The organism is Kitasatospora sp. GP30, from assembly GCF_029892145.1.
Taxonomy (GTDB): Bacteria; Actinomycetota; Actinomycetes; order Streptomycetales; family Streptomycetaceae; genus Kitasatospora; species Kitasatospora acidiphila.
In genome coordinates this window covers 1-20,517 of record NZ_JARZAH010000027.1, presented here as the reverse complement: position 1 = coordinate 20,517, position 20,517 = coordinate 1, and the positions used below count along the sequence as shown (strand labels likewise).

Here is a 20,517-nt window from a genome sequence, read left to right as displayed (position 1 = left end):
TTCCGGCACGGCCTGCGGCGAGGCGATCGCAACGAATTTCGATCCTACCCAGCCCTCGACCCGACAAACGACCACATCGTGAATCTCATCATCACCAGCTCGACACACCGGATTAAGGTGCACGAATAATGACCGCGGCACCACCGAACGTGAATCCGATGCATGACCGGCACGACTGTTCCCACTCGACGAAGGCTCGACTACAGTGGCTTCGCCTGACGCACCAGAAACCGGGCCGGCCTTACCAGGTCCGGGTTCAATGAGTCGGGCATGGCGGACACTCAACGGGGGGTTGTTCGGTGGGGGTGGGCTACCAGCGCCAGCTTCGGCGCGATCCTTTCGCGTACCTCAGAGAACTGCGTCGCCGCGGTTCGAACGGCATGCTCCGGCTACCTTGGGGCGGATGGTGTGTGAGCGACGCCGATCTCGCCCACGCATTGCTGCGCAGCCCGGAGTTCAACGGCGATAGGTCGCTCTTCTTCGGGGACCTGCTGCCGACCCGTTCCGCGCAGGTCGATGTCGGCCACGCGGTGCGAAACCTGCTGCGAGCCCACACATCGGAGTACCGCGAGGCGCTCCTGGCGGAGGTGGTCCGACTACCGACCACCAGCCGGTGGCCGGACACCGCGACCGACCTCGTGTACCGGGCGCTTGCGGATCTACTGCTGCATCCGGACAGTCCACCCCACGCCCGGCGCCTGATGGACAGGGCCGTCCACGGCGGCGTGGTGTTCCAAGCGCCGGGCGTGTGGCGGCGGGCACGCGCGGAGGTACTGCGCGCGAAGTTCATCGCGGCGATCACCGAGCAGGTCGGATATCGCCGTAAAAGCGGCCCGGGTGAGCCCCGTGATGTGCTGGACGCCGTACTCGGCGCGTGTCCGAGTGATCTGGCGGACCGGACCGTGGCCGAGGTATTCCTGACGATGTACCGATCGGTCGTGGCACCCGTCGGTGCCTCGCTGGCATGGTCGGTTCTGCTGGCCTTTTCACACCACACTTCGGATTCCCCGCTGCCATGGCCGGAAGACTGGATAGTACGCGAATCACTTCGGCACCGTCCGATGGTATGGATGATCGGTCGCGCCTGCCCGCACGCCACTGAATTCGGCGGCATTCCGATCCCAGCGGGCGACATCCTCTCGGTCAGCCCTTACCTCCTGCAGCACGACGACGGAGGCTGGACCGACCACGACGTGTTCCGCCCCGAACGCTGGGCGGAGCCGCACCCGAGCGGTCCCTACATACCGTTCGGCGCAGGCCCTTTCACCTGCGCCGGCGCGGCGGTGGCCCAGGTGTTGATGACCGAAGCACTGAGCGCCCTCACCAGCGACGCCCGAATCACCGTCACTGGCAGCGGCACGCACCCGGTCATGGTCGAGGGCGCCACCCCTCGGCCCTTCACCGTCCATCGCACTCTCAGGCAGGCCCACGAAACCGCCAGGAGGTGACTCACCATGGCTGCTGCACTGCGCCGCGTCCTCAACCGGAAGCCGGCCCGGAACTGGTTCTGGGTGTGACCAGCGATGGCTCACGTGATCGATGACTGAAGGGGGGTGACTCACCATGGCTGCTGCACTGCGCCGCGTCCTCAACCGGAAGCCGGCCCGTAACTGGTTCTGGATCTAAGACCCGGATGCCGCACCTCGGCTCGGTGGGCTCACGCGGCGAACCCGCGGGCATGGGCCCACCGAGCAGTGGTAGCACCTCACGGCCCGTCCGCCCACGCTTCGCACACGGGATCGCCGGGCCGGGGCCGTCGCGTGCGCCTGGTGCGCGGGGGGCGGCTCACAGGAGCAGCGCCTCGAACTGGAACTCCGGCGCGGTCAGCGGCTGTTCAGCCCAGATGACCTTGCCCCGGGCCGGGTACCTGGTGCCCCACCGCTCGGCCAGCTGCGCCACCAGGAACAGGCCCCGGCCGCCCTCGTCCGTGGTGGCGGCGTAGCGCAGGTGCGGGGCGGTGCTGCTGCCGTCGGAGACTTCGCAGACCAGGCTGCGGTCCCGCAGCATGCGGACCCGGACCGGCGCGGCACCGTAGCGGATGGCGTTGGTGATCAGCTCGCTGAGGATCAGCTCGGCGGTGAAGGTCAGGTCATCCAGTCCCCAGGCCGCCAGCTGCTCGACGCACTCGTTCCGGACGCGTGACACGGCGGCGAAGTCGAACGGCACGTCCCAGGTGGCCACTTGCCCGGGGTCGAGCAGCCGGGTGCGCGCGACGAGGAGCGCGATGTCGTCGCTCCGACGCGGCGGGACCATCGCGTCGAACACGGCCTGGCAGATGTCGTCCGGGGAGCGGCGGGCGTCGGAGCCCACCAGGGAGCGGCGCAGCGCGGAAAGGCCGGTCTCCAGGTCGCGGTCCCGGTTCTCGACGAGCCCGTCGGTGTAGAGCACCAGGGCGCTTCCGGGCGCCAGCCGCAGTTCGATCGTCTCGAAGGGCAGACCGCCCACGCCGAGTGGCGGCCCGGCCGGCAGCTCGACGAACTGCGCACCGCCGTCCGGGTCCACCAGCACGGGCGGTGGATGACCGGCCCGCGCCATGGTGCAGTCCCCGGAGACCGGATCGTAGATCGCATACAGGCAGGTGGCGCCCGTGACGGGCGCTCGTTCACCATCGCCCGTGATGTCCTGCTCTCCCACGGCCGCCTCCACCTGGTCGAGGCGGGTGACCAGTTCGTCGAGGCGGCCGAGCAGTTCGTCCGGCGGCAGGTCGAGGGTGGAGAAGTTGAGCACGGCCGTGCGCAGGCGGCCCATGGTGGCGGCGGCGTGCAGCCCGTGGCCGACGACGTCACCGACGACGAGCGCCACGCGGAACCCGGGCAGCGGGATGACGTCGAACCAGTCCCCGCCGACCCCGTGCAGCGCCGGCAGATAGCGGTAGGCCGCGTCCAGGCCGCTCTGCTCGGGCAGCCCCCGGGGCAGCAGACTGCGCTGCAGTGTCTCGGCCATCCGGTGCTCACGGGTGTACCGGCGGGCGTTCTCGACGCAGACCGCCGCGCGGGCGACCAGTTCCTCGGCGAACGAGACGTCCTCCTCCCCGAACGGCGCGGAGTCCCCCGCCCGCCAGAAGTTGACCGTGCCCAGGGTCAGGCCGCGGGCACGCAGGGGTGCGGAGATCAGCGAGTGGATCCCGTAGTCGAGCACCCGGTCGGTGGCCTCCGGGTCGCACGCCCGCCAGGCGTGTGCCTGGTGCAGATCGGCGGCGAGTGCGGCGCGCCCGGTCTCCAGGGCGGTCTCCCCCGGAGTGCCCGGGAGCGCTTCGATCGGCGAGCCCACCGGATGGAACGGCTGGTCGTCGCTGATGCCGCTGGCGGCGGTGCGGCGGATCCGCGGGCGCTCCGCGGTGCCCGGGTCCGGGAGCGGCTCCTCGCCGCGCAGCACCGGATCGGCCAGGTCGACGGTGGCGAAGTCGGCGAACCGGGGAACCGCGACATCGGCCAGCTCCTGAGCGGTCCGCACCACGTCCAAGGTGGTGCCGACCCGCACCCCCGCGTCGTAGAGCAGCTGCAGCCGGGCCCGGGCCTCCTCGGCCTGCCCGGCGAGCGCTCGTAGCTCGGTGGTGTCCCGGATGGTCGCGACGCTGCCGGGCCCGCCGCCGAACGGTGCGGTGGGGCGGTTGTTGACGGCGAGCAGCCGGTCCTCGGCCTGGTGCACCTCGTCGGTGGCAACCCGCCCGGATGCCAGCAGCTCGGCCAGCCCGGGGTCGAGCCCGAGCCCGGCGACCGGCTGCCCCTCCACGTCGGGCGACAGTTCGAGCAACCGCCGGGCCTCGTCGTTCGCCAGCAGCACCCGCCCGTCCCCGCCGACGATCAGCACGCCCTCGCGGACCGCGTGCAGCACCGCGTCGTGGTGCTCGAACATCCGCGTCATCTCGGACGGGTCGAAGCCGCGCGTCTGACGGCGCAGCCGCCGCCGCACCAGCAACGCCCCACCGGTGCCCACCACGAGCGCGACCGCCGCGCCGCCGATCAGGACCGGGAGCTGCCGGCCCACCGCGCTGGACGTGTGCGCGACCGTGTAGCCGACCTGGACCACGCCCGCGATCGAACCGTCCGGCCTGGTGACCGGAGCGGTGCTCTCCACGACCTTCCCGATGGGCGCGGTGAAGCTGATCGTGATCGGCCCCTTGAAGGCTTCCTGGTACGGGCCGACGACGTGCTTCCCGACCAGCGAGGGGTTGTCGGACGTGTAGCGGATCCCCTGCGGGCTGGCGAACACCACGTAGTCGAACTTGCCCTTCGTCATGACCTCGTTCGCCAGCGGCTGCAGCATCGCGGTCGGATTGGGGCCGTCCAGCGCGATCGCCACCGCGGGGACCTGCGCCAGGGTGACGGCCGCGGCGCGCGTGCGATGCTCCGCATCGTTCATGGCGTTGTTCCGGGCCTGCAGCACGAGCGCCGTCAGCGCCGCGCCGACCAGCAGCACCACGACGGCCAGCAGCCAGACGAACACCTGCCCGGCGACGCTGCGCACCCCCAGCCGCGAGCGCAGCCGGCCCCCGGCGGACCGGTGTTCCCCTGGTCCGCCGACCGCCGCGCCCCGAGCGCCGTCACCGTCCGCTGCATCCATCCAGGCCGTCCCTCAACTCCCCTCCACGCTGCCACTCCGCCCAGGGATGTGCACAGCGGGAGGGGCTCACGAGAATGGGGGCATGGCCGCGCAGAAGGTGACTTTACGGAAGATGACACCGTCGGAGTACGACATGGCGACCGAGCATCGAGAAGCCGAGACGGCCCGAGAGCTCGGCACGTTCATGCCCGAGGAGCCGGCGCGGGAGCGGGCCCGTCGGGGTACCGCGCGGTTCCTCCCCGACGGGGTCGACACGGCCGGTCACCATCTCGTGGTGGCGGAGAACGGGTCGGGCGAGGCGGTGGGGAACGCGTGGATCGGCCCGGATCCGCGCCAAGCCTCGGGCACTGCCGGCGCGGCGTGGCTGTACGACATCAACGTCCTCCCGCAGGCTCCCGGCATCGGCAGCTGACACCGGCAAGGCCAGGGTCAGCCGGCAGCGACGGCGTTGACCGGCTGCCGGCCGGGCAGATCGCGGTCCCGGCCCTGGAAGGTGCGGCGGTACGCGGCGGGTGAGACGCCGATCGCGGCGGCCAGGTGCTGGCGCAGCGAGGAGGCGCTGCCGAACCCGGCGTGCTCGGCGACCCGGTCCACCGGCAGGTCGCTGGATTCCAGTAGTCTGCGGGCGAGTTCGAGCCGCTGGGTGGTGAGCCACTGGCCGGGGGTCTGGCCGGTCTCGGCGAGGAAACGACGGCTGAAGGTGCGCACGCTCATGCCCGCCTGGGTGGCCAACTGGGCGAGTTTGATGGGCTGGTGGAGCTGCCGGAGGGCCCACTCGCGGGCACCGGCGGTGTCGCTGCCGCTCGCGTCGGGGACGGGTCGGGCGATGTACTGGGCCTGTCCGCCGTCGCGCCATGGCGGCACGACGCACAGGCGGGCGACCCGGTTGGCGATCTCGCTGCCGTGGTCGCTGCGGATCAGGTGCAGGCAGAGGTCCATCCCGGCGGCGGCGCCGGCCGAGGTGAGCACGTCCTCGTCGTCCACGTAGAGCACGTCGGGATCGAGCGGGGTCCGCGGGTAGCGCTCGCGGAAGCGCTCGGCGTGCACCCAGTGCGTGGTGGCGGGCCGGCCGTCGAGCAGCCCGGCGGCGGCGAGGACGAAGGCGGCCGTGCAGATCGACACCAGCCGGCTACCGGGCCGGAGCCGGCCCAGCGCGGCCGCGACCGGCTCGGGGAGCGGGTCGCTGCCGCCGATCGGGTCGTCGATGGCCGCCACGATCAGGGTGTCGGCGGTGGCGATCACGCTCGCGTCGTGCTCGACGGCGATCGAGAAGTCCTCGCTGGTGCGCACCGGCCGACCGTCCGGGGTGCAGGTGAGCACCTCGTAGAGCCGGTCGCCGCCCGGGCCGCGGGCGAGGCCGAAGGCCTTGGCGGGGATGCCGAGTTCGAAGGGGAAGACGCCGGGGAGGGCGAGGACGACGACGCGGTGCCTGGCTCGCTGCATGGCCGGATCCTCTCACTTGTTGGCTATCTGGCCACTCTTTTCAACGGCTGGGTGGCGTCAGGCTGTTGATCAACCGCGAACGAGACATGGGGAGTGGATCCGGATGACGGAGAAGATGACGGCCGTGGCCTTCGCAGCGCCCGGTGGGCCGGAGGTCCTGAAGGTGGTGGAACGGGAGCGGCCGGTACCCGGTCCGGCGGAGATCCTGGTCCGGGTGCACGCGGCCGGCGTCAACCCGGTGGACTGGAAGACCCGGGCGATGGGTGCCCTGTTCGTCCCCGGCGACGGCATCGTGGGGTGGGACGTCTCGGGTGTGGTGGCGGCCGTCGGCCTCGGCGTGACGCTCTTCCGGCCGGGTGACGAGGTGTACGGCATGCCGGGCTTTCCGCGGATGGTGGGCGGCTACGCGCAGTACGTGGCTGCTCCGGCACGCCACTTCGCCCCCAAGCCGGCCGGACTCGACCACGTGCAGGCGGCAGCCCTGCCGCTCGCCGCGCTCACGGCCTGGCAGGCCCTGGTGGACATGGCGGCCCTGCGGGAGGGGCAGCGGGTCCTGGTGCACGCCGCGGCGGGTGGCGTGGGCCATCTGGCGGTGCAGATCGCCAAGGCGTACGGCGCGTACGTCATCGGCACGGCCAGCGCGGGCAAGCACGCGTTCGTGCGGCGGCTGGGCGCGGACGAGGTGATCGACTACACGGCGGTCGACTTCACCTCGGTGGTCTCCGACGTGGACGTGGTGATCGACCCGCTCGCCGGGGACTACCAGGAGCGCTCACTGTCGGTGTTGCGCAGCGGTGGCACGTTGGTCACCCTCCCGGCCCGCGAGACCGAGGCGCTCGCCTCGGCCGCGGCCGCGCGCTCCATCCGCTCGGGCTTCATGCTGGTCGAGCCCGACCGGCGGGCGCTGCTGGCCGTTACGGAGCTGGTCGAGACCGGCAAGCTGACGGTGCACGTCGGCGCCGTCTTCCCGCTGGCGGACGCCGCCAAGGCCCACGAGCTCGGTGAAACCGGGAGGACCACCGGGAAGTTGGTGCTCACCGTCGACTGACGCAGCGGGCTGGAGTCATGCGGGGCCGGGGCCGGCCGGGACCGGCATGGCGCGCCAGGTGTCCGCGAGGATCTCCATGGTCACCAGGCGCATGGTGGTGTCGGCCTCGGCGAAGTAGCGCTCGGTCTCGCCGGTGGGGGTGAAGCCGAAGCGGGTGATCGCGCGGACCGCGTCGGTGTTCTCCAGGGAGGCCATGCTCCACACCCGGGTGAGGCCGAGCTCGGCGAAGGCGAGCTTGAGCATGAGCCAGCCGATGTCGGGCGCGCACCCGGAGCCGCGGAGGTGCCGGGCCATGGTGAAGACGCCGGAGTAGCCGGTGGTGGCGTCCTCGACGTCGAGGCGGATGCCGCCGACGGGGCGGTCGTCGCCCTGGAGGCACGCGGCCAGCTGGTAGTGGCGGCGCGGTGCCGCGGCGGCGGTCGCCACGGCCTCGTCGAGCCTGCGTCGGATCCGGGTGTCGTCCATGACGCCGGTCGAGAGGTGGCGCATCCCGGCCTGGTCGCCCCAGACCAGGCGCATGGCATCGAGGTCGTCGGCGCGGTGGTCCCGCAGGCGGACGAGGGCGGTCTCCAGGACCGGCAGCGTCGCGGCCGGTTGGACAGCTGTGCGATTCATGTTCGAAACCCTAAATGATCTTGTAATTGGCGAGAGGAAGCAGCCGGCGGAACCGCTCACCCCACCACCCCGCTCCCCAGCCGCCAGCTGACCAGGCTCGCCCCCGGCGGCGGGCCGGCCACCACCTCGTGCCCGAAGACCCGGTTGATCGAGCTGTTGCCGCTCAGCGTGATGTCCGCCCCGTACACGTGCAGGGAGACCGCACGCCCCGTGCCGCCGTTCGACACCCGGTGGATGTCCTCGTCCGGCGGCACCAGCAGCTGCACGCGGCCGGCCGTGCACGTCGTGCGGCCGGTCGGCACCAGCACCTTGCGGCCGGAGTGCGGCAGGCGCCACAACCGGAACGCCTCGTCCACCTCGGCGCCCTCCAGCACACCCGACACGCACCAGGCGATGTGGTCGTGGATCGGGGTGGACTGGCCGGGCAGCCAGGTCAGGGCCACCACGGAGTACGTCCGTGCCGTGTGCAGCACCCGCTGCGCGTAGCCGTCGGTGTCGCCCGCGCAGAGGTCCGCCGGGACGATCAGGCCGGCGCGGAGGTACTTGCGCAGGGTGTCGGCGGTGAGCTGCGGGGTCAGGACGCCGGCCGCGGCGTAGCGCTGGAGATCGGAGAGGAACTCGTCGAGATTGGAACCGCGTTCGGTGCTGTTCTGCATGGCACCATGCTGCGATCCGGGGATCGACGGATGATCACCGTCGGATAGACGGCCCCCGGCCGGCTCCCGGCATGCCTCAGGGGGGTGCGCCCCCGCATGGGCGCACCCCCCCTGATGGTTTCTTCTGACGGCCTGCCGGCAGTCGTCTACCCGGCCCCGACCCCCGTCAGCGCCCGCACCTCCAGCTCCGCGAACCGCTGCTCATCGGCCGCTGCCTCCGCCCGCCGACGGCGTCCGCCGACGAGCGAGCCGATGATCGCGGCGGCGAACCCGATCGGGATCGAAACGATGCCGGGGTTCTGCAGCGGGACCGGCGCCGTGGCCGTGCAGGAGATCAGCGCGGTGGCGCTGCCCACGTGCTTGTTCGTCGCCGCGACCCCGCAGTCCTTCGCCTGAGCGGCCGTCAGCTTCACCGCGGGAACGGTGCTGCTGGCCCCGCCCCAGCAGATCGGCGAGAGCAGCACCAGGCCGATCGCGCTGACCAGGCCCGCGTAGATGCCGCACTTGGCGCCGAAGGTGGTGAAGCGCCGCCAGAAGAGGGTGAGCAGGATCGCGGGCAGGTTGGCCGACGCCGCGATGGCGAAGGCGAGCGCGACCAGGAACGCCACGTTGAGATCCCTGGCGAAGATCGACAGGGCGACCGCCACGGCGCCGATGACCACGGCGGCGATCTTCGCGGTGGTCAGCTCCTGTCGCTCCGTTGCCCGGCCCTTCCTGATCACGTTCGCGTACAGGTCATGCGCGAACGAGGACGAGGAGGTCAGGGTGAGCCCGGCGACCACCGCCAGGATGGTGGCGAAGGCCACCGCCGCCACGAAGGCGAGCATCAGCGAGCCGCCGGTGCTGCCGGCGCCGCCGCCGAGGTGCTGGGCGAGCAGCGTGGCGGCGGTGTTGCCGGACGGGTCCTTCTCCTTGATCGTCGCCGTGCCGACCAGTGCGGCCGCGCCGAAGCCGAGGACGAGCGTCATCAGGTAGAAGACCCCGATGATGCCGATCGCCCAGTTCACCGACTTGCGCGCGTCGCGCCCGGTCGGAACGGTGTAGAAGCGCACCAGGACGTGCGGCAGGGCCGCCGTGCCCAGCACCAGGGCGACGCCGAGGCTGATCAGGTCGAGCTTCGACCACCCGTCGGTCGCCCCGTACTTCAGCCCGGGCTGCAGGAACGCGTCGCCCTTCTTCGAGGCGGTCGCGGCGTCACCGAGCAGGTGGCTGATGTTGAACCCGTACTTCGCCAGCACCCAGAAGGTCATCGTGGCCGCGCCGGCGATCAGCAGCACCGCCTTGACGATCTGCACCCAGGTGGTGCCCTTCATCCCGCCGATCACGACGTAGACGATCATCAGCGCGCCGACCCCGATGATGGTCCAGATCTGCGCGGCGGCGCCCTTGACGCCGAGCAGCTGCCCGACGATCGTCGCCGCGCCGACCATCTGCGCGATCAGGTAGAAGATCGACACCACGATCGTCGACACGCCGGCCGCGGTCCGCATCGGCCCGCTGCGCAGCCGGGCAGCCAGCACGTCGGCCATGGTGAACCGGCCCGTGTTGCGCAGCAGTTCGGCGACGAGCAGCAGCGCGACCAGCCAGGCGACCAGGAAGCCGATCGAGTACAGGAAGCCGTCGTAGCCCGACAGGGCGATGATCCCGGCGATGCCGAGGAAGGAAGCGGCGGACAGGTAGTCCCCCGAGATCGCGATCCCGTTCTGCAGGGCGGAGAACTGCCCGCCGCCGGTGTAGAACCCGCCGGTGCCGCGGGTACTGCGCCGCGCCCAGAGCGTGATCCCGAGGGTGGCCGCCACCAGGGCCACGAACAGGCCGACGGTCAGGCCCTTGTTCGACGCGTCGGCAGCCGCCTTCGCGGCCAGTTCCAGGTGCTCGCTCATGCCTGACGCCCCTTCAGTGAGCCGTCGGCGGCGGCGACGGCCGGCGGCTCGCCCGCAGCGGCCGTCGCCCGCAGGCGCAGGGCCGCCGCCGGCGGGTCCAACCGCCGCCCGGCGAACCGGCTGTAGGCGGCCGCGATGCCGAACGTCGAGGCGAACTGCAGCAGGCCGAAGACCAGCGCCACGTTGACGTTGCCGACGACCTTGGTCGCCATGAAGCCGCGGGCGTAGGCCGAGCAGAGGACGTAGGTCAGGAACCAGAGCAGGAACGCCGCCGTCACCGGGAAGACGAACCTCCGGTAGGCGGAACGCAGTTCGATGAATCGCGGATCGTCGCCGATCCAGGGCGCGGCGCGGCGCGACGGCGCAGCGGGGTCAAACATGGGACATCCTTCGAGACAGTGCGGGATGGCGACGCGGAGCGTTCCGGCCCAACCGGACCCCGCACCGGGGAGACAGGCACGGGGTCCGGGACCATGGCCGCCGCAGCGGGACTCGCTCCCTGATCGGGAACGGCACCACCATAGGAACCCGCGATCAACGCGCGTTGAACGCGGCGTTAGAACATCCCACTCCACCCGCGGACTTGCTCCGCCTCCGCAGGGCGGTCAGTCGGCCGGCAGGGCGGTCATCCGGCCGCCAGGGCGCCGGCTCACCGCGGCACGGGACGGCAGCGACGTGGCCGGGCCCGCCCGACTACTGCTTCTGCTCGACGTCGCCGCGGATGGCGCGCATGACCGGGCCGACGTCGGCGGCGGTGAAGCCGATCTTGGTGTTGCTGCCGTCACCCTTGATCACCAACGTGACCCGCGCCGCCGTAGTGGGAGTGAACCAGGAGCAGGTGGTCGCGGTGGTGGTGAGGAAGGCGTTGCGGATCAGCAGGCTGTCGCAGATCGCCCGACCGCCGTGCGGGCCGGGCTCGGTGTCGGCGTAGCTGAAGGTGGTGTGGTCGCCCGCGCCGTCGTTGCCGGTGGTGACCGGGTGGGTGAGCGCGTCGTGCAGGCGGTCGGGGTCGAAGCCGCTGCCGTTGAGGCCGGAGTAGAAGATCCAGGCGCCGTCGGCCTGGTCGTCGTAGGTGGCGTGCACCGGGGTGCCGGAGAGGTTCAGCAGTTTGGCGTCCTGGCCGAGGTCGGAGTTGACCAACTGGGTGGTCTGCGACGGGGGCTGGCCCAGCTGGTAGCCACCGGCGGTCTGCGGGGCGGTCAGGGTCCAGTGGGCGGCGGCGGGGCCGGGAACGGGGGCGGAACCGCCGACTGAGCCGGTGGTCGTGGAGCCACCGCCACGCGAGCCGGCGGACCCGCAAGCGGTCAGCAGCGCCGAGAGCGCGAGCAGCGAGCAGCCGAGGGCGAGACGCCGAGCAGGCACGGGAGGCCTCCTGAGGAGCGGAACCGGGAATGCCCGTCAGTCTGGCAACCCCGTCCCGCCCGCGCAGCACCCTCGTCCAGGCATACTTGCCCAGCCCGAAAGCAAAACTGACACCCCAGACCCCACAACCTAGACCCCACACTCCTGGACGGGCCCACATGGACCTCGACCCCCGCCGCCTCCTGGTGCTCGCCACCGTGGCCCGCACCGGCGGCATCGCCCCGGCGGCCCGCGCCCTCGGCGTCAGCCGCTCCGCCGTCTCCCAGCAACTCGCCGCCCTGGAGCAGGAAACCGGGCTGCCGCTGCTCGACCGCACCGGCCCCCGCCCGGAACTCACCGGCGCCGGGCGGGTGCTGGCCGCCACCGGCGAGCAGATCAGCGGCCAGCTCGCAGCGGCGCGCGAGCAGCTGACAGGCAGCCAATCGCTCGGCGGTCAGGTGGCGATCGGCGCCAGCCCTTGGATGATCGCCCGGCTGGCCGCCGGGGTGGTCCGGTTGCTGAACCACTACCACCCGGGGCTGGAGCCGAGCTTCCAGGAGCACGACCTGGTGGGCGGCCTGCGCGCAATGCGCCTCGGCGAGCTGGACGTGCTGGTCCTCGCCGACGACCGGGACACCGCCGTGCCGCTGCCGCCCGGCACCCGGGCCAGGCTGATGGGCGAGGACGACTACCGGGTGGTGGTCCCGGACTCCTGGGAGCCGCCGAAGACACCGCAAGACCTCTCCGGCCGACCGTGGATCACTGCTCCTCCGCAGTCCGCCCGGGGTCGGGCCTTCGCCCGGTTCGCGGCCGAGCACGGCATCGAGCCGGCCACCGTGCACGTCGCCGAACACCCGGCCACGGTGGCCGCCCTGATGGCAGCTCGGCTGGGCGCCGCAGTCGTCCCCACCTTCATGGCAGCCCAGTTGCCCCAGGCCACGACCACCACCCTGCCGGTCGGCGGCACCCTGATCTTCCGCCTGCTGCACCGCGACGGCCACACGGCCCAGGACCTGGCCTCCCGCATCGCCGCCGACGCCCTGCTCCAAGCCGCCCGGAACCACCTGGAAGCGGAAACGGCGGCCGGCCGGGTCGCCCTGGAGATCCGCGTCCGCGCCCTGCGCGACCCGAGCGAGTGAGCGACCGTGCGGCAAGCACCTTTACGGGCCGGGCTGCGACCGGAGAGATCTTGAGAGGAACCCACAAGCTTGGCGAAGCCGCCGTCGCCTGTCGCGGGCGGCGTTCCGGCGGACAGGTATCCGTCGGAGCGCCGCCCAGAGTGGAACGGATCAGACGGTGTCGTCGCCGGGGACGTGCACCGGTATGAAGGTGAGGGGGCCACGCCAGCAGGCGGCGGGGGCGAGTTCGGCGTCGAAGTCGTCCTCGAAGGCGATCACTTCGTCGTCGATGTCGAGCATGCCCGCGTCGCGGATGTCCAGAGCGAGGGTGGTCATGAGGGATCACTTCCATTCACTGTGGTTGATGCTACTGCCAGGACGAATCACACTAGCTGGCTCTCATCCTTGGCCTAGGGGTCTGACCAGCCCGTTTTTTCACCGGTACTTCACGTCAGCCGATGGAAAAAATCCCGATGCGCCCGCTCCGCACCCCGGCCGAGGTCATGAGCTCACGATGGGCCCTCAGGGGTGCGGACACCAACGGGTGGTGGCACGCAGCAGGCGGCTGTTGCACTGGCTCGTGGCAGACAACGCAGATCCAGCGGTCACCGAGGCCTGTTGGCTGCGTGCCGCGCGGGAAACCCGCACCGCAGGCGTCGCCCGATCAGCAAGCCCTGAGGCTCCCGCCCAAGTAGCTGCCGGCGCCGCTCCCGTCACGCGCGCATCGAGGCCCCACAGCTCGCGCAGGCCCTCGGCGGTCTGCAAGGGCCAGGCACCCTCGCCGCCGCGCGGCGGGCGATCGCCTCGGATTGTGCGCGGGAACGGGCTCCACCGGGCGGGGTGCGGGTGCGGACTGCCCGGTGGAGCCCGGCCGCTACCGCGTCAGCAGCTTCTCCAGGACGTCCGCCCCCTTTGACGCGCCGCCCGCCCCGCGCACGATCCGGCTCAGGGCCTCCGCCCAGGGGCGGCAGGACCGGACGTCATGGACGGCGTCGCGCAGGCCCTGCACGGTCGGCTCGGCGAGCGTCCTGCCGACCCGCAGCTCCTCCGCCCGCCGGGCGATCGCCCGCTGTTCCGGAATCTGCGGCACCGCCACGAAGGGCACCCCGTGGTAGAGAGACTCCATCGCCGAGTTCATGCCGGCGTGGCTCAGGAACACCTCGGTGTGTCGCAGCACCGCCACCTGCGGCACGTGCGCGTGCACTTCGACGTTCGCCGGGATCGGGCCCAGCGACTCCTGGTCCAGCCCGCCCACCACCATGACGACCTGCCAGTCGCTGTCCCCGAACGCCTCGATGCAGGTCCGGTAGAACTCGGGCCGGTCGTTGAAGACGGTTCCCAGCGATATCAGCAGCACCGGGGCCTGCGACCGGGGGCTCCACTCCTCAGCGGTCTGCCGGCTGCTCAGCGACGGCCCGACGAAGTGGAAGCGCTCGTCGAAGGTATCCCCCGACATCTGGAACTCGCGGGGGATGAACACCAGGCTCGTCGGGGCCACGTGGCCGAACATCAGGTTCGGGTCCTCGAGGAAGGTGTGGCCCTGCGCGAACTTCCCCATGTCCTGAATCGCGGCCACCAGCCGGGGGTTGGTGTGGTCGAAGTCGGCCGGTAAGTACACCTGCGCCGCCGAGAAGGACTCGTTCTCCGCGAAGGTCGGCACCAGGGAGATCTCCCGCACCTCGAGCAGGTTCGCCAGCATCCTCCCGGTGAAGGTCACCGAGTCGTAGCACACCGCGTCCGGCGGGTCGGCCGAGAAGTGCTCGGCCAGGACGGGGAACGAGGCACGCGCGTCGTCGAGGTAGTACTCCATCGTCACGGCGAGCTGTTCCGCCGTGAACTCGCCCCGCGCCGCCATGTCCGGCGGCAGCTGCGAGGGCAGGGTCACCGGCGACGCCCCGGCGGCGAAGGCGGCGTCCATGGTGGCTGGTCCCGTGGCGTAGCTGACCCGGTGACCGCGCCGGACCAGCTCTTCGACCAGCGGCAGGGTCGGGTTCACATGCCCGGACGCGGGCGCGCTCACGAAGGCGAAGTGGGCCATCAGCTCTCCTCCAGGATGACCGGTAGAGTCTTGTGCCCGTTGGTGAAGAAGGAACCCAGCGGCTCGAGTTCGGACGACGGGACGGCCAGCCGCAGCCGGGGGAACCGGGAGAACAGCGCGGACAGCGCCGTCGTCGCCTCCAGCTTCGCCAGGGGGCTGCCGAGGCAGTAGTGCACGCCGTGCCCGAAGGTGAGGTGGTCGGCCCGCGACGGCCGGGTGACGGAGAAGTCCTCCGCGTCGGCCCCGTGCTGCGCCGGGTCGCGGCCGGCCGCGCCGTAGGACAGCAGGATCGCCTCGCCCTTGCGGATCTGCACGCCGTCCGCGGAGATGTCCTCCACGGCGTACCGCAGCGGCAGGTTCGGCACCGGCGCCTGCCAGCGCAGGGTCTCGTCCACCACGTCCTCCCACGTGCTGGTCCCGGACCGGACCAGGGCGAGCTGAGACGGGTGCGTGGCCAGCGCGTGGACGGCGTGGTCGAGCAGGTTGACTGTCGTCTCGAAGCCGGCGGAGATGGTCAGCAGCAGGGTGTCCAGCAGTTCCCGCTCGGACAGTCGTGTGCCGTCCGCCTCCTGCGCGGCGATCAGGTCGCTGGTCATGTCGTCGCCGGGGTCGCGCCGTTTGGCGGCCACGAGTTCCTTGAGCAGCATGTACAGCTCGCCGGAGGCGGCCTGCACGCCCGCCGGGTCCGCGTCGAGGCTGAACACCGCGTCCACCAGCCGCCGCAGGTCCGCGCCCGTCTGCGCGGTCACCCCGAACAATTCGGTGATGACCTGGATCGGCAGCGGGAACGCAAACCGTGCGCGCAGGTCGACCGTCTGCCCCGGCGGCACCGTGGCCAGGTCGGCGATCAGGCCGGCCGTGATCTCCTCGACGCGCGGCCGCATCGCTTCGATACGGCGCGGGGTGAACGCCTTGGCCACCAGGCTGCGCAGCCTGGTGTGGTCGGCCCCGTAGGCGGTGAACATGTTCTGCATCGCGACCCACATGATCAGCGGCCAGTCCGGCGGGATGTCGCCGTCGCGCCACATGGGCCAGTGCTTGTTCGCGTCCTTGGAGACCTTCGGGTCGAGCAGCAGCTTCTTCGTCAGGTCGTGCCCGGTGACGGCCCAGGCCGACACGCCACCGGGCAGTTCGACGGGCGTGGCCGGGCCGCGCTCGCGCAAGGCAGCGGCCTCGCCGAAGATGTCGCCGCCCGAGGGGTCGATGACGTACGCGTCGGCGGGCGGGGCCTGCGCGCGCACCGGCTCGGTGAAGGTGGTGGTCGTACGGGGCTTGGGCGGCTCGGTGACCTCCAGCAAGGAGGCGGTGAACCGCGAGCCCATGCCGAGGCCGATCGACATGATGGTGTCGCCGGGTTTGAGGGTCTCGTCGTGCAGCAGGTGGTCCATGCCGAGCAGTTGGTCGCACGGCCCGACGTGGCCGAGCTCGCGCAGCATCGGCCAGGTGGTGCGGCCCAGGTCGATGCCGAGCGGCTCCAGCACGACGACCTCCAGTTGGGCCAGACCCAGACCGGTCACGACGAACCTGGTGACGTCGGCGACGCTGACGCCGGCCTCCTTGGCGGCCTGCTCGACCGCGGTGACCAGTGCCCCGCTCATCAGCGTCAGATACGGGGCCAGGCCGGTGACCTCGATCGGCGTACGGTTGCGGTGGCCCTCGGGGTCCGGGATCGTCGGGGTGGCGAGGACCTCCATCTGGGTCGCGGAGCTGTTGGCGGTCGCGACCAGCCGCGCCCGGCCGCCCTCGCGGTTGAGCACGGCCGCGACCGCACCGTCGGCCAGGAAGATCCCGATGGTGGGCTGCCAGCGTTCCCACCGTGGCGGCAGGAACCGGGCGGTAGCCGTGACCAGGGTCGCGGTCGCGGCCGGGTCGGCCACCAGGTGCGCGGCGGCGGACTGCAGCGCGGCCGAGCCGCCGTTGCTGGTCGCCTCGACCTCGTAGACGAGGGCGTGGCCGAGGCCGAGGACGCGCTGCAGGTGGCAGGAGGACGCCATGTGGTCCTGGTGGTCCATCTGGGCGTAGGCGGCCATGGAGATGTCGGCGCCGCTGAGGCCGGACTCGCGCAGGGCTCCGATCGCCGCGTGCACGGCCATCGCGTGCTCGGTGACGTCGTCGGAGCGGGTGAACGACACGAAGTCCGACAGCGCGAGCAGCCGCCGCATGGTCTCGGTGTCCGGCACGGCCTGCGTCGCGGGCGTGCGGGGCGGCAGATATCGCCCCGTTCCGCCGATGTAGACGTTGTCCCAGATCATGCATAGTCCTTTCCCCTGAGTGCGGACAACCCGGCCCCGTATCCGCTGAAGTCGAGGAGCCATGTGCTGATGGCCAGCGCCGTGGCCGCGGAGTGCTCCTCCAGTACGGTGAAGTGGTCGCCCGAGACGGTGAGCACCTCCTGGGCGGTGGTGGACAGCCGGGGCCACGAGCGCTTCCCGGTGCCCACCAGCAGCACCGGCGCGGTGACGGGCTCCGGGGCGCCGGCCAGATCGAGGTAACAGCCCATGGCCACCAGCCGGTCGTCGTCGACCGGCTGGACCTGGTGGCCGGCGTCCAGCATGCCTGTGAGCACACCCGGCAGGTCGTCGGGGTAGCCGTCGATGAGCACCACGGCGCTGGGCCGGGCCCCCCGCCGTTCCAGTTCCCTGGCGGTCGCCAGCGCCAGCCACGCGCCCACCGAACGGCCGACCAGCACCGGCGAGGCGACGGCCGACGCGGCCTCGGCGAGCGCCTGGACCAGGACGTCGGCGTCCGCGGGCAGCGGGTCGCCGGCGAAGCCCGGCAGGGTGACCGCCGTGACGTCGCGGGCGGCCTCCAGCGCCACGGCGAACCGCCCGTACTCCTCGATGCCGCTGGACGCCAGCGCGGACGGCAGGCAGACCAGCGACGGCTGGAGGAAGCCGGCCGCGAGGGCGACCACCTCGGCCTTGGGCGCGTCGGTGGCCGGGCTCAGCCGGGACGCCGTGGCCAGCAGGTCGAGGCCGTCCTGCGCGCGGCCGACGTCGACGGCCTTGCGCAGCAGGCGCTCCATCGGCCCGGCGACCCGGTTCTCCGGCGAGCACAGCTGCCCGTAGAGGTGGTTGACGAGCTGTTCGGGCGTCGGGAAGTCGAAGACGAGGGTCGCCGGGAGCTGGAGCCCGGTGGCCGCGTTGAGCTGGTTGCGCAGCTCGATAGCGGTCAGCGAGTCGACGCCGTGGTCGCGGAACAGCTGACGCGGGTCGTCGATCCCGCCGGGGGCCATCCCGAGGATGCTCGCGCTGTGCGTGACGACCAGGTCGAGCAGCAGGGCGCGCTGCTCGCGCTCGGGCAGGGCTTCGAGCCTGGCCCGCAGGTCGCCGGGGCCGGCCGCCGGGGCCGGCGCGCGCCGCGGCCGGACGAGTCCGCGCAGCAGCGCCGGCGGGGTGTCGATCGCCGCGAGGTCGAGGCGGACCGGCACCAGCGCCGGGCGTTCGCCGGCCAGGGCGGTGTCGAACAGGTCGAGGGCCTGCTCGGTGGCCAGCGGCAGCATCCCGGTCCTCGCCAGCCGGCGGTGGTCGGCCTCGGTCAGGTTCCCGGTGATGCCACTGGACTCGGCCCACTGGCCCCAGGCCAGGGAGGTGACCGGTAGACCGCGCGCGTGCCGGTGCTCGGCGAGCGCGTCGAGGAACGCGTTCGCGGCGGCGTAGTTGGCCTGCCCGGGGGCGCCGAACACCCCGGACGCCGAGGAGAACAGCACGAACGCCCGCAGGTCCAGGTGCTCGGTGGCCTCGTGCAGGTGCCACGCGGCATCGGCCTTCGAGCGCAGCACCGTGTCGATCTGCTCCGGTGTCATCGATCCCACCATGGCGTCGTCGACGACCCCGGCGGCGTGCACGACGACCCGCAGGTCGGGGATCGAGGCGACGAGATCCCTCAGTGCCCCGCGGTCACCGGCGTCGCAGGCGACCACGGTGAGGGCGGCGCCCAGCTCCTGCCGGAGCCCGGGCGGCTCGACGCCGCGGCGGCTCGCGAGCACCACGTGCAGGGCGCCGTGCCGTGCGACCAGGTGCCGGGCGACCAGGACGCCGAGGGTGCCGGTGCCGCCGGTGATCAGCACGGTGCCGTCCAGGGGCGCGCCGTCCAGGGGCCCGGCCGGCCCGGCCGGGGCGGCCCTCACCAGCCTCGGCACGAGGGCGGTTCCGTCGCGCAACTGGATCTCGGGCTCGCCGTCGCTCACGGCGGCGCGCACCGCGGCGGGGATCGCCCGTCGTGAAGCGGCCGTGCCGTCGTGCCGGACGGTCAGGATCCGCCCGGGGTTCTCGCTGTGCGCGCTGCGCAGGAAGCCGCGGGCGGCGGCCGAGGGCAGGTCGTCGCCGGTGAGGACCACGAGCCGGGCCGACGTGTCGGTGGCCAGGAACTCCCGGACCCTGCCGAGCAGTTCCCGGGTCACCGCGTGGGCGGCCGCGACCGGTTCGCCCTCGCCGACGACCTCGTGGAGGACCGTCTCGGTGTCCGGGCCGTCCGGTGCCGCCATCGGGGTCCAGTCAACGGCGAACAGCGTGTTCGGCCGGCGCCCGGCCCCGTCACCCGCCGCTTCGACGGGCCGCAGGACGATCTCGTCGATGCTCACGACCGGCTTCCCGGCGGTGTCGGTGATCCGCACCGCGCAGGTGTCCGGCCCGGTCGGGTGCAGCACCACGCGGACCGTCGCGGCCGACCCGGTGACCGACACACCGGAGAACGAGAAGGGCAGCCGCGCCGGGCTGCCGCCGGCGCCGCCGTCCTCGGCCGCGAGGCCGGCGAGCAGGGTCAGCGGCTGTATGGCGGCGTCCAGGAGCGCGGGGTGGACGCGGTAACCGGTGAGCTGCGCGGGGTCCGCCGGGAAGCTCACCTCGGCGTGCAGGTCCTCGCCGTGCCGCCGGATGCCGGTGAGCCCCTGGAAGGTCGGCCCGTAGTCGTAGCCGGCTTCGGCGAGCCGGTCGTAGAGCGAGTCGATGTCGATCGGCGCGGCCTCGCCGTCGTCCGCCCCGGGCACGGCCGTCCGATCGGCCCGTGTCGCCCGGTCCGCCGGCGGACTGAGCACGCCGGTCGCGTGGCGGGTCCACTCGTCGGGCTCGGCGGAGGTGCGGGAGTGGACGGTGACGGGTCGGCGTCCGGTGTCGTCGGGCGCGCCGACGGTGACCTGCACGTGCACACCGTCGCGGTCGGACAGCACGAGCGGCGCCTCCAGGACCAGCTCGGACAGTACGGGGCTGGCCGTGTGCTCGCCGGCGTGGACGGCCATATCCACGAACGCCATCGCGGGCAGCAGCGTCGAACCGAGTACGGTGTGCTCGGCCAACCACGGGTGGACGGACGCGGAGAGCTTCCCGGTCAGCACCACGCCCTGCCCGTCGGGGAGCTTCACCAGGGACCGCAGCAGCGGGTGGTCGGGCGTGTCGAGGCCCTCCGACGGGGTGGTGGGCTGGAGCCAGTAGTGCTGGTGCTGGAACGCGTACGAAGGCACGCGCCCGCCCAACACCCCCGCCGTTGTGGTCACGGGTGGCATCCAGCGCACCGCACCGTCCGCCCACAACCGCCCCAACCCCGCGAACAACCGCTCCACCGAATCGCCCTGACGACGCATCAAACCGTTCCCCACCAGCAGCGGATGCGGCCCCACCTCCACCAACCCCGAAACACCCCGGCCCGCCAGCCACTCCAAGGCGTCGGCGAACCGGACCGGCTCCCGCACCTGCCGCGCCCAGTACCCCGGCTCCCCCATATCCACCGGATGTCCGGTCACCGTGGAGACCACCGGGATCGCCGGCTCACCGAACGTCAAACCCGCCGCCACCTGGCCCAGTTCCTCCAGCACCGG

The 20,517-nt window shown here is 72.1% G+C and carries 15 protein-coding genes; 4 read left to right on the top strand and 11 right to left on the bottom strand.

The annotated features are described in order from the left end of the window. The first annotated feature begins 410 nt into the window (after positions 1-410). A complete protein-coding gene (locus tag P3T35_RS28430; RefSeq protein ID WP_280708299.1) occupies positions 411-1,448 on the top strand; it encodes a cytochrome P450 in 1,038 nt (345 codons plus the stop codon). A gap of 337 nt (positions 1,449-1,785) precedes the next feature. On the opposite strand, the gene P3T35_RS28425 is transcribed toward P3T35_RS28430, so the two are convergent. Next, a complete protein-coding gene (locus tag P3T35_RS28425) occupies positions 1,786-4,563 on the bottom strand; it encodes a SpoIIE family protein phosphatase (protein WP_101378576.1) in 2,778 nt (925 codons plus the stop codon). Positions 4,564-4,645: 82 nt separating this feature from the next. On the opposite strand from P3T35_RS28425, the gene P3T35_RS28420 reads away from it, so the two are divergent. Then, the gene (locus tag P3T35_RS28420; protein ID WP_280708297.1) at positions 4,646-4,975 is read left to right on the top strand and encodes a hypothetical protein; all 330 of its coding nucleotides are present in this window, start codon (positions 4,646-4,648) and stop codon (positions 4,973-4,975) included. A gap of 17 nt (positions 4,976-4,992) precedes the next feature. Here the strand turns inward: P3T35_RS28420 and P3T35_RS28415 are convergent, their stop codons facing one another. Next, positions 4,993-6,006, bottom strand: coding sequence for a helix-turn-helix domain-containing protein (locus P3T35_RS28415; protein ID WP_101378577.1), 1,014 nt, complete (start codon positions 6,004-6,006; stop codon positions 4,993-4,995). A 103-nt stretch (positions 6,007-6,109) separates the two neighbouring features. Here P3T35_RS28415 and P3T35_RS28410 point away from each other — a divergent pair, with 103 nt between their 5' ends. Then, a complete protein-coding gene (locus P3T35_RS28410; protein ID WP_101378578.1) occupies positions 6,110-7,054 on the top strand; it encodes an NADP-dependent oxidoreductase in 945 nt (314 codons plus the stop codon). A 15-nt stretch (positions 7,055-7,069) separates the two neighbouring features. Here the strand turns inward: P3T35_RS28410 and P3T35_RS28405 are convergent, their stop codons facing one another. From P3T35_RS28405 to P3T35_RS28385, 5 genes are all read right to left on the bottom strand, one after another. Continuing rightward, a complete protein-coding gene (locus P3T35_RS28405; RefSeq protein WP_101378579.1) occupies positions 7,070-7,669 on the bottom strand; it encodes a GNAT family protein in 600 nt (199 codons plus the stop codon). A 56-nt stretch (positions 7,670-7,725) separates the two neighbouring features. Beyond that, positions 7,726-8,325 (bottom strand): cysteine dioxygenase family protein, encoded by a 600-nt coding sequence (locus tag P3T35_RS28400; RefSeq protein WP_101378580.1) that lies wholly within the window; start codon positions 8,323-8,325, stop codon positions 7,726-7,728. 146 nt (positions 8,326-8,471) lie between these two features. Continuing rightward, entirely contained in the window at positions 8,472-10,208 is a 1,737-nt protein-coding gene (locus P3T35_RS28395) for a cation acetate symporter (RefSeq protein WP_101378581.1), read from the bottom strand. Continuing rightward, entirely contained in the window at positions 10,205-10,588 is a 384-nt protein-coding gene (locus P3T35_RS28390) for a DUF485 domain-containing protein (protein WP_101378582.1), read from the bottom strand. Before P3T35_RS28390 ends, P3T35_RS28395 begins: the two co-directional genes overlap by 4 nt. A gap of 313 nt (positions 10,589-10,901) precedes the next feature. Next, positions 10,902-11,570, bottom strand: coding sequence for a hypothetical protein (locus P3T35_RS28385; protein WP_101378583.1), 669 nt, complete (start codon positions 11,568-11,570; stop codon positions 10,902-10,904). A gap of 158 nt (positions 11,571-11,728) precedes the next feature. Here P3T35_RS28385 and P3T35_RS28380 point away from each other — a divergent pair, with 158 nt between their 5' ends. Further along, entirely contained in the window at positions 11,729-12,688 is a 960-nt protein-coding gene (locus tag P3T35_RS28380) for a LysR family transcriptional regulator (RefSeq protein ID WP_180356271.1), read from the top strand. Between the two features lie 150 nt (positions 12,689-12,838). Here P3T35_RS28380 and P3T35_RS28375 read toward each other — a convergent pair whose 3' ends face one another. The 4 genes from P3T35_RS28375 to P3T35_RS28355 form a co-directional block, all read right to left on the bottom strand. Continuing rightward, the gene (locus P3T35_RS28375; protein ID WP_180356272.1) at positions 12,839-13,003 is read right to left on the bottom strand and encodes an SflA family class IV lanthipeptide; all 165 of its coding nucleotides are present in this window, start codon (positions 13,001-13,003) and stop codon (positions 12,839-12,841) included. A gap of 538 nt (positions 13,004-13,541) precedes the next feature. Beyond that, a complete protein-coding gene (locus P3T35_RS28370) occupies positions 13,542-14,705 on the bottom strand; it encodes a macrolide family glycosyltransferase (RefSeq protein WP_218976623.1) in 1,164 nt (387 codons plus the stop codon). Beyond that, the gene (locus tag P3T35_RS40460) at positions 14,705-16,957 is read right to left on the bottom strand and encodes a cytochrome P450 (RefSeq protein WP_180356273.1); all 2,253 of its coding nucleotides are present in this window, start codon (positions 16,955-16,957) and stop codon (positions 14,705-14,707) included. The genes P3T35_RS28370 and P3T35_RS40460 overlap by 1 nt, the downstream gene beginning before the upstream one ends. Next, positions 16,954-20,517 (bottom strand): SDR family NAD(P)-dependent oxidoreductase (locus P3T35_RS28355; protein WP_280708287.1); only part of this gene is annotated, 3,564 nt, incomplete at its 5' end. The genes P3T35_RS40460 and P3T35_RS28355, both read right to left, overlap by 4 nt.

Coding starts and splice junctions, on each gene's coding strand:
- P3T35_RS28410 (WP_101378578.1), top strand. CDS start 6,110: ATGACGGAGAAGATGACGGCCGTGGCCTTCGCAGCGCCCGGTGGGCCG.
- P3T35_RS28380 (WP_180356271.1), top strand. CDS start 11,729: ATGGACCTCGACCCCCGCCGCCTCCTGGTGCTCGCCACCGTGGCCCGC.
- P3T35_RS28400 (WP_101378580.1), bottom strand. CDS start 8,325: ATGCAGAACAGCACCGAACGCGGTTCCAATCTCGACGAGTTCCTCTCC.
- P3T35_RS28425 (WP_101378576.1), bottom strand. CDS start 4,563: ATGGATGCAGCGGACGGTGACGGCGCTCGGGGCGCGGCGGTCGGCGGA.
- P3T35_RS28420 (WP_280708297.1), top strand. CDS start 4,646: ATGGCCGCGCAGAAGGTGACTTTACGGAAGATGACACCGTCGGAGTAC.
- P3T35_RS28370 (WP_218976623.1), bottom strand. CDS start 14,705: ATGGCCCACTTCGCCTTCGTGAGCGCGCCCGCGTCCGGGCATGTGAAC.
- P3T35_RS28405 (WP_101378579.1), bottom strand. CDS start 7,669: ATGAATCGCACAGCTGTCCAACCGGCCGCGACGCTGCCGGTCCTGGAG.
- P3T35_RS28415 (WP_101378577.1), bottom strand. CDS start 6,006: ATGCAGCGAGCCAGGCACCGCGTCGTCGTCCTCGCCCTCCCCGGCGTC.
- P3T35_RS40460 (WP_180356273.1), bottom strand. CDS start 16,957: ATGATCTGGGACAACGTCTACATCGGCGGAACGGGGCGATATCTGCCG.
- P3T35_RS28390 (WP_101378582.1), bottom strand. CDS start 10,588: ATGTTTGACCCCGCTGCGCCGTCGCGCCGCGCCGCGCCCTGGATCGGC.
- P3T35_RS28375 (WP_180356272.1), bottom strand. CDS start 13,003: ATGACCACCCTCGCTCTGGACATCCGCGACGCGGGCATGCTCGACATC.
- P3T35_RS28395 (WP_101378581.1), bottom strand. CDS start 10,208: ATGAGCGAGCACCTGGAACTGGCCGCGAAGGCGGCTGCCGACGCGTCG.